Here is a 12,672-nt window from a genome sequence, read left to right on the forward strand (position 1 = left end):
ATGCGTTTGAGTCCTACAAATGTACCGCTGACGGTCAAGAGTTTTGACAAACAGAGTTGCGGGCTATGTGCAGGATGCGGATGTTCCTGTGGATACATACTCTATACCAAGAGGGGCCGTATTGTAGATCTTTACGGGCATCCCGCTGATCCTAACGGAGTGGGAAGCCTATGTACGAAGGGTATAACTTATATACAAGCTTTAGACACAAATCCACTACGGCTAAAGGGAGCTTATCTAAAAGAGGGTGAGAGTTACAGAGAGATACCCATTGAGGAGGCTCTGATTGTAGCAAAAGAAAAGCTAACTGGAAAAAGGTTAGCCTTCCTGCTTGACAGGTCAGCCGGACTGGAAGAGTATATACTTGCGAGTAAAATAACGGATCTTGTCTTTAGCGATGCTCCTTATGTGCCTTTTAGAGCTTCAAGTTTGAGACCTCAGGATTGGAAAGATAGAAGGTTCATATTATCTATTGAAGCTGATCCCGTATTTTCTGAAGTTATGTCCACAAGGTGGATAGTGGACGCTGTAGAAAAGGGGTCTTACCTGTACGTTATGTCTTCAAAGTTCGGTACAGTTTGTGCAAAAGCAAAAGAATCTCATCTTCTGTCACCTTATGATATAGTGCATTTACTTGAGGGAACACTTGATGTTGAGTCAAATGATCCACACGCTCGCTCGCTGAAGAGGAATTTACAACTTATAAAACCTTCCCTTGTGCTTATAGGTTCCTGTATGATTGCTTCACCTTTCAAAAATAAGATTCTGAAATTTTTAAAGGAAGCGAGAACCAAGTTTAGGATAGATTATGCCCTTGTAGGTGACATTATGCCCTTCCCATCAAAAGGTATAAAAGAGTTGTGCGATGCACTTGATGAGTTTGATAGCCTCGTGGTTTTTGGAAACGCCCTGAGATTCTTAAAAGATGATCATCTTGAGAAGCTAAAAAATAAGTTCGTTCTTCATTTTACGCTCTTTCCAAACCTTACAGCTCATTACGCCCATCTTGTTTTACCTACCCAAAACTTTACAGAAAGGGATTTTATAAACTACAGACACGGCTTTGGCTTTTTAACATACAGCCCCAAAACTTTAAGTAGAGATGGTTACGTAAATCCCTACGAGTTTCTCTCCGAAGTTTTCAAGGTGGATGTGAATGTGGGAGAGTTTCTCAAAAGTTATGGTGTGGATTACGAAGAGCTAAAAAGGGAGGGTATACAGGATTTAAAGCTTCCCACCGTGGAGAATCTTCCCTTATCTTACGAAGATGAAGCTTTCAAAAATGGCATATATATCTATACGGATAGTGGGCTTGTGGAGGAATTAGGGCATTGGCATACTTGGACACACGATATGGAGAAGTATCAGGTGGCATATATAAACGAAAAAACCGCAAAAGAGTTAGGATTGAAAGGTAGCTTACCCATAAATGGTTGTGAGTTTAGACTGAACGTTACACCTAATGTAGCCGAACACGTAATTTTTATATCCTCTTCTTATGAGGAGTACCAACCTTTTGACCCTGGAGTGAGTGTGGGAAGGTTTCTCAAACAACCTTATTACAGATTTGAGGTTCTGGAATGATAGTGAGCGTGTGCATAAAGAAAAAGAGAAATCCTCTTTACATTCTGAGAACTTTTGGGCTTCCTGAAGAGAAGCTCAGACACTACAGACACAAAAAATGGCTCGGAGGGGCTGATCTATACTTTGAGGTGGAGCAGGAGAAAATAAAAGCACAGGAAGATATAGGGGAGTTTGTTTATGCGGACAGCTTGGTGGAGATGGAAGAAGTAGTTATCCGAATGCTAAAAAAGGATGGACTCAAGCTTGCCGTTGCTGAAAGTTGTTCGGGTGGACTTTTGTCAGCAAGGCTCGTAAATGTACCGGGGAGTTCCGATGTCTTTTTGGGAGGTTTTGTAGTTTATGCCAATGAGCTTAAGACCAAGCTTTTGAGTATAAAGGAGAACCTCTTGAAAGAATTTGGAGCTGTCTCCGAAGAGGTCTGCAGGGCTATGTGCGTTGGTGTGCTTGAGGAGACAGATGCGGATATAGCTTTGGCTATTACGGGTATAGCCGGTCCGGATGGAGGTACACCCAAAAAGCCGGTAGGTCTCACTTTTGTAGGTTTAGGAACTGATAGTGAAGTTATAGTACAAAGGCATCATCTGAAAAAAAGTAGAAACGCAAATAGATTTCTCTCCACCCAAATAGCCCTTGACATGCTAAGAAAATACCTATCAAAGAGGCGTACCGATGAGTAAGATACACCCTACCGCTTTGATAACGGGAAATGTTCAGTTGGATGAGGATGTGGAAGTAGGAGCTTACAGCCTAATCTCAGGTGATGTGATCGTAGGCAAAGGCACAAAGATAGGAAGCAGAGTGAGCATAAAAGGTAGGGTAACCATAGGGGAAGGATGCAGGATATACGATGGTGCTGTGATAGGCGAAGAGCCTCAGCATCTTAGGTATGCAGGTGAAGAGAGTGAGGTATTAATAGGCAATCGTGTCATAATAAGAGAGTATGTGACCATACATAGGGGAACAGCCATAGGCATCATGAGAACTGTCGTGGAAGATGATGTGATGCTCATGGCGTATGCGCATGTAGCACACGACTGCATTGTAAAAAAAGGGGTTATTATGGCAAACTGTGCTACCTTAGGGGGTCATGTTGAAGTAGGTGAGTATGCTTTTATAGGTGGACTATCCGCAGTACATCAATGGGCAAGGGTAGGGGCTTACGCCATGGTAGGCGGGCTTTCAGGGGTTTCTTTAGATATCCCACCTTATACCAGAGCCTCCGGACAGCACGCACTCCTTTATGGGATAAATACCATAGGCTTGGAGAGGAGAGGTTTTAAAAAGGAAGTGGTAAACGCTTTAAAGAGAGCATACAAGATAGTCTTTAGGAGCGGTATGTTAAGAAAAGAAGCCACGGAACTTCTTTTAAAAGATTTTGGACAGTATGAAGAGATTAAGAATCTTGTAGAATTTATAAGGACAAGCAGGAGAGGAGTTGCAAGAGATGCAGGAGGTAAAGGATGAAGGCGGTCATACTTTCAGCAGGAGTGGGAAGTAGATTCAGAAGCGAAAAAAACAAGGTACTTCATACCATCTTAGGCAAACCTATGATCTGGTATGTCCTACAGGCTGTAAAAAACAGCTCTGCAGAGAACATAGCCATAGTAGTAGGTCATATGGCACAAGAGGTAAAAAAAGCCATAGAAAGTGAAGCTGTCAGCTTTTACTATCAGAGTAACCCGAAAGGAGGTACAGCTGACGCGCTTATAGCTTCCGCTGACATGTGGAGATCCTACGATGGATACCTCCTTGTGATTAACGCCGACACTCCTCTGATAAAGTCCCAAACCCTCAAAAATATGGAAAGGTTCATCCATATGGTTAAAGAGTACGAAAATGTTACGCTGAGTGCTGTAGTTCTCACTGGTTTTCTCCCGGATCCCACTGGCTACGGCAGGGTTATTAAAGACAGCGAAGGCAATGTTATAAAGATAACCGAAGAGAAAGAGGCGAGCTTTGAAGAGAAAAAGGTAAATGAGGTAAACGGAGGTGTGTACATTTTTTATGCACCACACCTTATAGAGTGTATATTCCATATAAAGCCGAGCGAAAAGACAGGCGAGCTTTATTTGACGGATGTTTTTAAGATCATGTACCAGAGAGGATACAAGACGAGAACTTTTATGGCTGAGGATGCATCGGAGATAATGGGAGTAAATACAAGATGGGACCTTGCTATAGCAGAAAATGTTGTAAGACTGAGAATCCTTCAATATTGGGCTGAGAAAGGAAATACCTTACATCAACCCGAGAGTATATGGATAGATCCAGATGTGGTTTTAGAAGGTGATGTGGAGATATATTCTGATGTGACACTGTCGGGCAAGACGAAGATAGGTAGGGGTTGCGTCATAGGAAGGGGGTGTGTAGTGATAAACTCTACACTCGGAAGTGGTGTAGTGTTAGAACCCTACTCTATAATTAAAGACTCAAGAATTATGGACGATGCTCGCATAGGACCTTTCGCGCATTTGAGAAACGAGTGCGTAATAGGTGAAAAAAGTGAGATAGGAAACTTTGTGGAAGTGAAAAAGTCCGCTATAGGTAAGGATGTGAAAGCAAAGCACCTTGCGTACATAGGAGATGCCCATATAGGTGATGGTACGAACATAGGTGCAGGTGTGGTCTTTGCCAATTTTGACGGAAAGAAAAAGTACGAGGCGCACGTGGGAAGTGGTGCCTTTATAGGTAGTAACTCCTTACTTGTAGCTCCACTCAAAATAGGTGACTTTTCCTACATTGCGGGAGGCTCTGTAGTAACTAAGGATGTGCCAGATGGAGATCTCGCCATCGCAAGACCTCAGCTGAGATTACTAAAAGGTAAAGGGAGAGAGAAGCTAAAATAATAGAATGCTTGGAATCATAGGAGGAAGTGGTCTTTACAATCTGGAAAGCGCTAAAAAGCTTGAAGAGGTAACCTTTTCAACACCTTTCGGAGAGCCATCTTCTCCTATAGTCATATTCCAGTTAGAAGGAAGAAAAATAGCCTTCCTTTCAAGGCACGGCAAAGGACACGTATATCCTCCACATCTTGTACCTTACAGAGCTAACCTTTGGGCTTTTAGGGAATTGGGAGTAGATAGAATCCTTTCCCTTTCAGCGGTTGGAGGTATAAAAGGGGACCTTCGCCCAGGTGATTATGTAGTGGTGAACGACTTTATAGACCTTACTAAAAGTAGGGAAAGCACTTTCTACGAGGGTAAGCTTTCCCACAAAGTATCAGGTGAGGACAAGGTTGCTAAGCTTTTGAGAGAGGGAAGGGTAGTACATGTGGATATGTCTGAAGCATACTGTCCCCAATTGAGGAATGTGATCTGCTCTGTACTTGAAAAACTTGGACTGCCTTTCCATAGAGAAGGGGTTTACGCATGTACTGAAGGTCCGAGATTTGAGACACCTTCCGAAATAAGAGCTATAGAAAGGCTTGGCGGTGATGTGGTTGGTATGACAGGTTATCCGGAAGTCGTTCTCGCAAAGGAGCTTGCCATGTGTTATTGTAGCCTCTGTATAGTCACAAATCCTGCTGCAGGTATAGCGAGTTACAGATTGACCAGTGATGAAGTGATAAGTCTTATGAAGAAAAAAGGGGAGGAGTTAAAGATCGTGCTTACTCACTTTATAAAGAATCTTACTGACGAGAGAACGTGTCAATGTGCAAATTCTCTTGAAGGTGCGGAGGTTTAAATTAAAAGAAATGAGTAGAAAAAGGGAAAAGCTCGCCAGCCTCCTCAAGGAGGAGATAGCCGGTCTTTTAAAAGAAGCTCGTGATCCCAGGCTCACAATGGCTGTGATAACGAGGCTTGAACTTTCTCAAGATGGAAGATACGCGGTGGTTTATTTTACTACCATACCTGAGGGTGCAGAAAAGGAAGTGCAGAAAGCTTTTGAGTCTGCAAAGGGATACATAAAGAGTATCCTCTTAAAGAGGCTCAACTTAAGATTTGTTCCTGATTTAAGCTTTAGGTTTGATCAGGAGCTAAAGCAGTTTGAAAAGTTATGGGAAAAACTTTGATAGTCCTGCGGGAAAGCAACTACAGCCTTAATCCTCCGTGCGGTAGATTACTTTTTAGATATCAAGAGGAAATCCAGGTTAGGGAACTTCCCCTCGTTGCAAGCAAAGAGGTGGACGAAAAGATCCCTTACGAGCTGTTAAACCCTCTTCAAAGCCTCTTCTATTACAAGTATAAAGGTGGAAATGCCCTCGTGTGTGCGCCTACATCTGCAGGGAAAAGCTTGATAGCTTATCTATTTATGAAAAACAGAGAAGGCAAAAAGGTCTATACAGCACCCACAAGATCCCTCGTTTATGAGAAAGCTTTAGAACTCAAAAGATACTATCCGGGTTTAGTAGAGATAAGAACTGGCGAGAGCATACTGGAAAACTATAAAAAAGTGAAAGGTGATGTTATAGTAAGTACTTACGAACACTTAGTTTATGCTCTCAGAAACGGATCAGACTGGGTTCAGGATGTATCCTGCGTAATATTTGACGAAATACATCAGATTACCAAAAGGTGGATACTTGAAGAGGCTATAACGTACACTTTGGACAGAGATATAACCCTACTTGGACTTTCAGCTACCTTACCATCTTATGAGGACATAGCTCGGTGGATAAAAGCCGATTTTGTAATACATAGCGAATGGAGACCAGTTCCTCTTTTGAGGGAGATAAGACCTCTCACTGAATTTTCACCAATAAGAAAGTATGAGAACAGGGATTACCAGATCTCAGCAAGACTTTTAAATAGCATCTTTGAGCTTAGCGGTAATAATGAAAAGGTTCTCATCTTTGTACCCCAAAAGAAACTCGGGTGGAAAATGCTTGAAGTGGCAAAGGATGAAAAGATAGGCATAATGAACAGGACAACACCTTTTGAGGCTCACCCTGATCGTGAACCTGAGATAGCTTTTCACAATGCTGATGTTCCAAAAGAAGAGAGGGAGGAGATAGAGAAGGCTTTTAGAGAGGGAAGACTTAAGAAATTGATAGCCACCCAGACGCTCGCCTATGGGCTTAACCTTCCTGCGGATCGTGTTGTGATACTCGTGCGTATCTTTCCAGAAAGAGGAACTTGGAGATGTATTCCGGATCTCCTTGACGTACTTCAAATGGAAGGACGTGCAGGAAGGCTGGGAATAAAAGATGTAGGTTATTCCCACATACTCACATACGGGGGGAAAGTAGAAAAGCTAAAAGATCAGATAGAGAGAACTATGGAACTTTCCATAGATATGCATATATCTCAGAGGATGAACACAGATGTACTTAGTCTATTTATCCTTTTGGGATTTTTATACCAAGGCAAACATTATGAGAAATTTCTTAACAAGACATACTCTTACCGTAACATAAAAAAGATCCAGTTGAGACACATAGTGGATTTCCTCCATGAAAGGGGATATCTGCAGGGAGAAAAACTGACCCAGAAGGCGCTTTACTGTGTAAAAAGTGGTATTCCTCCTACGAAATTTGAGGAATTTCTAAGGAGGCTATCTTTGGGATTAGATCCTCTTGTCATTGTGAGACCGCTTTTGCATATGAAGAGATTCGATACGTTATACGACTTTGTGAAAAGCGGTGAGAGCTTTGAAGAAGATACACACTACATAATAAGCAAGCTATCACTTTGTGGTCACAAATGTTTCCAAGACAATACGGACCAATTTATCTTCTATACGGAAGGACTAACCCTTAAGTATCCCAACGTATCAAGCCCTCCTGGTGAGTTTTCCTATTTGAGTACCGATGTACTACACCTCCTTAGGATGCTTACCGAACTTAAAAAGCTTGGTATGTGGGAGCTGAGTGATAAAGAGATGATAGCCATAGCGCATGCTGTTAAGTATGGACTTACCATTGAGTATGCACCGCTTAGCGGTATAAAGGGTATAGGTCATCTAAGAGCGAACCTCCTCAAAAGGATCATGCAGGAGGAGTATATTTTGCCACCTTCTGTGGGTTCAAAAGTGGAATCCCTTTTAGAAATATTGAAAAATATGGATCTCGTGAGTAAAATGGAACATACGCTTCATATAGTCAGAAAACTAAGCTTGAGCCGAGCGAAAGAAGAAACAAAGAAGGTATTAACACTTTTGGAAAACAACAGGGAAGGCTTTTTGGTGGATGATAAAATCTTACTCGCCTTTGGGCTTTTTAAATTGGGAGAAAGGGCTTTCAAAATGAAAAAGAAAGAACTTGTGAGGGAACTGCTTTGGAACTTGCCAGACCGATCCTCTCCGTAATTTATAGAGAAGAGCATATTCTAATGGAGTTTCTGAGAGAACTGCCTGTACAGGAACTTTCACAGGCTTTTGTTCTTCAATCCATTCAAAAATACTATTCCAAAGAGATGGGCGAAGGGCTTTTGAAAATCTTCCTATCTTTGAAAGGTTTAATGAAAAAAGAGAATCTTTTGGATTTCAAACTCTGGGCTATAAACAAAGAAAAAAACTTTTCACCAAAAGGTAAAAGACTGCTAAACATAGATCCTGGGTATGTAGACGAAAGTCATCTCGTTTTATCCTCCTCAAAGAAGCGAGGTGGTAGGTTTTATTTAGGAAAGGGTGTGTACGCAGAGATAGAGTATCTCTTCCTTTACGGAAGGTTCAGACCCCTATATTGGACTTACGCGGACTACAGAGAGGAAAATGTAAAGGCGTTTTTTGAAAAAGTTAGAAAAGGTTTTCTGCAGGAGCTAAAGACTGCAAAGCATTGGGGCAAGTTCCAGTTTGTTTCCTTTACCGAGAATAAGATCCACGAGACTTCCCAAGCTTGGGGAGTGATCAGTGAAAAAGAGCCTAAGGCTTGAACTTCCCTCATTTTTGACGTATGGGCTTATCTCCTCTACCAGTGAGCTTGCAGAATCCACTATATGTATGTGTTCCATGTATCTCTTTATAGGCTTTAAAAGTAGAGGATAATGAGTACAGCCAAGTATGAGCGTATCTATGCCGATCTGCTTGAGTTCACTCAGATAAAATTCAACCACTTTATCCGCTATCTCTCCATCCGTTATCCCTTCCTCTACCAGAGGCACAAAAAGAGGGCAAGCTCTTGCATAAACCACGCTTCCCGCCTGCGCAAGTTTTCTTTGATACTCTCCACTTGCTATGGTGCTTTTTGTTCCGATTACACCTATGATCTTGGTCTTTGAAACTCCTAAGGCTTTTTTGACCCCGGGATCTATAACACCAAAGATGGGTATACCAAACTCATCCTTAAGTATATCAAGGGCATAAGAGCTTGCAGTGTTGCAGGCAACTATGAGAAGATCAATATCAAACCTCATGAGAAATTGAGCGCACTCAAGGCTGTATCGTATTATAGTATCTTTGGACTTTCCTCCGTAAGGTACTCTCGCCGTGTCACCCAAATAAATTATGTCAACATTGGGAAATGCCCTTTTAACTTCCTTCAAGACAGTAAGTCCACCTACTCCAGAATCAAAAATTCCCAACTTCATCAAAGCATAATATAACCTATAACATCTTCAAGGCTCACACTTTGATCAACACGAAAGCCCTCAACAGAAAGATCACCCATTACTATCTTCTTCAACCCCTTTAGACTCTTCCATCCCTCAAGTATGACTACATCAAAGTCAGAAAAGTACCTTTCCACTACGCTGATAGGATCGTCTTGTACCTTCTCCCAAAGGGTGAGTTTACCCTTTCCCAATAGAGCTACCCTATCCAGAACCTGGAAAATACGGTACGAATCGCTACCTTCTTTGTCCGTAACACCATGACCTTTTGGATCATGCTTGATGTATCCCACTCTGTAACCTCTTGCCGTAAGTTCCTTTGATATTTTTTCTATAAGGGTTGTTTTTCCCGTATTGTGATATCCAACAACACACACAATCTTAGGCATAAATCATCCCTCAAGTAAACTCACGCCCTCTTTTAGAACTTTATCTACATCCTCCTGTGTCGGCATTTCTGTATATATCCTTATGAGAGGTTCTGTGCCAGAAGCCCTAAAGAGTATCCATCCGTCATTTTCAAAGATGAGTTTAAGTCCATCTTTAGTATTTGCAGACTTCACTTTGTAATTTGATAGCTTCTCGGGTGGGTGGAGCATAAGATCAGAAAGTCTTTTCTTTTTTTCACTCTGTGCGTGCATATCGTATCTTCTGTAATACGCTGTGCCGTACGTCTGGAATATCTCTTCAACAACTTCCGAAAGGGTTTTGCCCTTCAGAAGGAGAAGCTCAATAAGGTTAAGACCGGAGAAAAGTCCATCTCTTTCAGGAAGAAAATGCACTATACCGTATCCACCACTTTCTTCGCCTCCGAATATTACTCTTTCTTTAAGTATCACTTCATTTATGTTTTTGAAACCTACTGCGACTTCTTTTAACTGAACTCCCTCTCTTTGACATATCCTGTCTGCGAGGTAAGTTGTTGATACTGTCTTCACAACTATACCGTCCCTTATTCCCTTATTTTTTAAAAGGTGATAAAGCAAAAGAGCATACACGATCTGTGTATTCACAAACCTACCCCTTTGGTCCACTAAGGCTACCCTATCCCCATCACCATCATTGGCTATTCCTAAATCGGCACCTACAGCTCTGACTTTCTCCATAAGCGGTGCCAAGTTCACTTCTACAGGCTCAGGAGCGTGACCTCCAAAGAGAGGATCCCTGTATGCTCTTATAGATAAGGTATTTACCTTAGTTCCCGCAAGGACTTGCGAATAAGTATTTACTGAAGATCCGTACATAGCATCATGAATTAAAAACATATCTTTTTCACAAAAAAGCTCCCAGCTCACAAAATCTTTCACCTTCCTTATATACTCTCCCCACACGTTCAGGTATTCAGGTTTAACCTTATCCGTTTTGATTTCTCTGTTTAGTTCAAACTCTTTCTCAACCTCTCTTACAAAGTCTTCCGTTGCCGAACCTCCAAAACTGTCCTTTATCTTGTAGCCGTTATATTCAGGAGGATTATGGGAAGCAGTTATCATAACCCCACCTTCAAATCCCATATACTTGATAGCAAAAGATACCATAGGAGTTGTGCAGGCTTTATTTGTCATGTATGCTTCAAATCCAAAAGTTTTAAATACTTTGAATACCTCCTCAGCAAATTTCTCCGACATAAATCTGTGGTCGTAACCGATAATCACCTTTCTCTTCCCCTTACGCTCCAAAACCTTAGCGTGGGCAACAGCAAGCCTTCTGATATTTTCAAAAGTAAAATCTTCTCCTATTATAGCCCTCCAGCCATCAGTACCGAATTTCACAGACATCTTTCTGAGAATTATCCCAAATTATTTGGTATATGTCAACAGTTTTATCATCTCTTCAAAATTTGCAATCCCCTCAGGAGCTTCTATTACCGCTATACCTTCGTCCAAAAGGAATTTCTTCATTCTGTCTCCTATGCGCTTTACCATAATTTTGTTAACACCCTGCTTTTTTAAGATATTGATTAGCTCTCCTGTCTTACTATACCTTCTGCACTCATCTTTCTTGGTTAATGAATCACCCAGTATCTTTAACTTACCGACGGTCTTTAATGGATTTTGATAAAGCTCGTAAGTTCCATCGTCCCTTATTATCGCAAAAGCATCCGCCCTACCGAAGTGTTTACTGACACTGATCTTATCAGCAAACTCATAATCCACAGGTATGCATAGACTCATAAACTTAATTTTACCAAATATCAGTACTCTCTCTCTATTTTTATAGCCTGGTTGTTAGACATCTTTACTTCCACAAGCCAACCTGTTTGGAGGTTTGTTAGACAAGCATAGCCTGTCATGTATGTGTGTTTTTGATACTCGCAGTATGTGTTTTCTGTTACGCCTATAGGACTACTGTAGGTGTTTAAGGTGAATGCGCTTGAATCTTTGTTAACTACGATTCCCTTTAACTCAAATGGGTGCATAGGTGGTTGTGGCATAGTAGATGAGGTCATCATACATTTAGCCGGATTTTCGTTTTCCACCTTTATAGCTGTCAAAGTTGTTGACACGGAAGGATCTTCTAAAACTTTTACTTCAACACACATACCTACACCTATTTTACCTACACATGCGCTTGCGAAATAATTTACGTCATTTATCTCGCAGACGGTATTTGAGGTTAAATTGATAGTGTAAGTTTTTCCCATCCAAGTACCTGTAAAGCTATTTCCACTCACATTTAGCACGCTTACGTATAACTTATTGTCATAAATTTTGCCTTGTATATCCTGAGGTGTAAGGGGCATCATCCTTACTTGTGTCACCTGCCACGGATTGGTTGATGTGTTTACATCAAAGTCTTTAAGTACGAAATCAACGACGAGCTTTCCAGTAGCGAAGGGTTGAACAACTCCGTTGAACCTTATATAACATCTGTCTGTAGGACATTGTACAGTGTTGGGTTTGTTAGGGTTGTTTGAATCCCAATTTACAAAAACCGCCTGATGTGTTTGTTGACTGTTATCCGTTATGGTGAGGTTTTTATCCATTACTACTTCAAGCCTGTTGTAAGTTCCCTGAGGTATACCTGTTGTTGTTATGTACTCAAGCACACCACTGAGTTTTGCAAGATCTACCTCAAGCCCTCCTTGGTTTGAGAAAAGATTAACCTTTTGCTGACACTGATTATCGGAGCAAAGGTTGACTTCGTACACTTTAACAAGTATGGAAGGGTACATACTCATATCGTCAGTAAAATAGAGAGAAACTGAAGGATTACCACCTTGAGTTCCTCCACCACCACAGGAGAAGATAAAGACAGTGACAACCCACAAAAATAATCTCTTCATCTCTAACCCCGGTTAGCTAAGCTGTACAAAACTGTACAGCTCAGGCCGTGCTATTTGTATCCCGCCTTTTTCAGGTAAGCCTATGACACGGCTGGCGGTATTTAGGCTTACCATAGCCCCCGCTAACTCCATATATCTTAAGTTAAGAGTATCCCTTTGCATAGACAGATATCCCACTTATAGACATCTATCTATGCATCGGGTTTAGGACTGTGCCTGAAAACCCCCTGAAATAAGGATTTCCAGACAGTAAGCCCAGTGCCTTACTCCTGAGGCACTCATACCGCTCATCAGACAGGTTCTTCAAAGACCTATCCA

At 41.5% G+C, this 12,672-nt stretch carries 13 protein-coding genes; 8 read left to right on the forward strand and 5 right to left on the reverse strand.

What is annotated here, in order from left to right; all coding sequences use genetic code 11:
• Genes ABWK04_06680 through ABWK04_06715 form a run of 8 tightly spaced genes read left to right on the forward strand, consistent with a single transcriptional unit; the run spans position 1 to position 8,396 of the window.
• Complete coding sequence (locus ABWK04_06680) at positions 1-1,584, forward strand: dehydrogenase (GenBank protein MEZ0361558.1); 1,584 nt, start codon at positions 1-3, stop codon at positions 1,582-1,584.
• The gene (locus tag ABWK04_06685) at positions 1,581-2,261 is read left to right on the forward strand and encodes a CinA family protein (GenBank protein ID MEZ0361559.1); all 681 of its coding nucleotides are present in this window, start codon (positions 1,581-1,583) and stop codon (positions 2,259-2,261) included. The genes ABWK04_06680 and ABWK04_06685 overlap by 4 nt, the downstream gene beginning before the upstream one ends.
• Positions 2,254-3,048: an acyl-ACP--UDP-N-acetylglucosamine O-acyltransferase gene (gene lpxA, locus ABWK04_06690; protein ID MEZ0361560.1), complete on the forward strand. Its 795-nt coding sequence runs from the start codon at positions 2,254-2,256 to the stop codon at positions 3,046-3,048. The genes ABWK04_06685 and lpxA overlap by 8 nt, the downstream gene beginning before the upstream one ends.
• Entirely contained in the window at positions 3,045-4,430 is a 1,386-nt protein-coding gene (glmU, locus tag ABWK04_06695; protein ID MEZ0361561.1) for a bifunctional UDP-N-acetylglucosamine diphosphorylase/glucosamine-1-phosphate N-acetyltransferase GlmU, read from the forward strand. The genes lpxA and glmU overlap by 4 nt, the downstream gene beginning before the upstream one ends.
• A 4-nt stretch (positions 4,431-4,434) precedes the next feature.
• Positions 4,435-5,268 carry an S-methyl-5'-thioadenosine phosphorylase gene (gene mtnP / locus ABWK04_06700; GenBank protein MEZ0361562.1) on the forward strand — a complete coding sequence of 278 codons (834 nt, stop codon included), beginning with the start codon at positions 4,435-4,437 and terminating at the stop codon, positions 5,266-5,268.
• Positions 5,269-5,278: 10 nt separating this feature from the next.
• Positions 5,279-5,596, forward strand: a complete 318-nt coding sequence (rbfA, locus tag ABWK04_06705; protein ID MEZ0361563.1) for a 30S ribosome-binding factor RbfA — start codon at positions 5,279-5,281, stop codon at positions 5,594-5,596.
• Complete coding sequence (locus ABWK04_06710) at positions 5,581-7,830, forward strand: DEAD/DEAH box helicase (protein MEZ0361564.1); 2,250 nt, start codon at positions 5,581-5,583, stop codon at positions 7,828-7,830. The genes rbfA and ABWK04_06710 overlap by 16 nt, the downstream gene beginning before the upstream one ends.
• Positions 7,800-8,396 (forward strand): DUF4416 family protein, encoded by a 597-nt coding sequence (locus ABWK04_06715; GenBank protein MEZ0361565.1) that lies wholly within the window; start codon positions 7,800-7,802, stop codon positions 8,394-8,396. Before ABWK04_06710 ends, ABWK04_06715 begins: the two co-directional genes overlap by 31 nt.
• Here ABWK04_06715 and murI read toward each other — a convergent pair.
• From murI to ABWK04_06740, 5 genes are read right to left on the reverse strand one after another with little or no spacing between them, the layout of a single operon-like run.
• Entirely contained in the window at positions 8,283-9,050 is a 768-nt protein-coding gene (gene murI / locus ABWK04_06720) for a glutamate racemase (protein MEZ0361566.1), read from the reverse strand. The two genes, ABWK04_06715 and murI, sit on opposite strands and share 114 nt — an antisense overlap.
• The gene (locus tag ABWK04_06725) at positions 9,050-9,460 is read right to left on the reverse strand and encodes a molybdopterin-guanine dinucleotide biosynthesis protein B (GenBank protein ID MEZ0361567.1); all 411 of its coding nucleotides are present in this window, start codon (positions 9,458-9,460) and stop codon (positions 9,050-9,052) included. The genes murI and ABWK04_06725 overlap by 1 nt, the downstream gene beginning before the upstream one ends.
• A gap of 3 nt (positions 9,461-9,463) precedes the next feature.
• Positions 9,464-10,846: a phosphoglucomutase/phosphomannomutase family protein gene (locus tag ABWK04_06730; GenBank protein ID MEZ0361568.1), complete on the reverse strand. Its 1,383-nt coding sequence runs from the start codon at positions 10,844-10,846 to the stop codon at positions 9,464-9,466.
• Positions 10,847-10,867: 21 nt separating this feature from the next.
• On the reverse strand, positions 10,868-11,242 hold the full coding sequence (locus ABWK04_06735; protein MEZ0361569.1) for a NifB/NifX family molybdenum-iron cluster-binding protein: 375 nt from the start codon (positions 11,240-11,242) through the stop codon (positions 10,868-10,870).
• 20 nt (positions 11,243-11,262) lie between these two features.
• Positions 11,263-12,354 (reverse strand): DUF4382 domain-containing protein, encoded by a 1,092-nt coding sequence (locus ABWK04_06740; GenBank protein MEZ0361570.1) that lies wholly within the window; start codon positions 12,352-12,354, stop codon positions 11,263-11,265.
• Positions 12,355-12,672 lie beyond the last annotated feature (318 nt).

Origin of the sequence: Hydrogenobacter sp. (genome assembly GCA_041287335.1) — a bacterium.
Lineage (GTDB): Bacteria > Aquificota > Aquificia > Aquificales > Aquificaceae > Hydrogenobacter.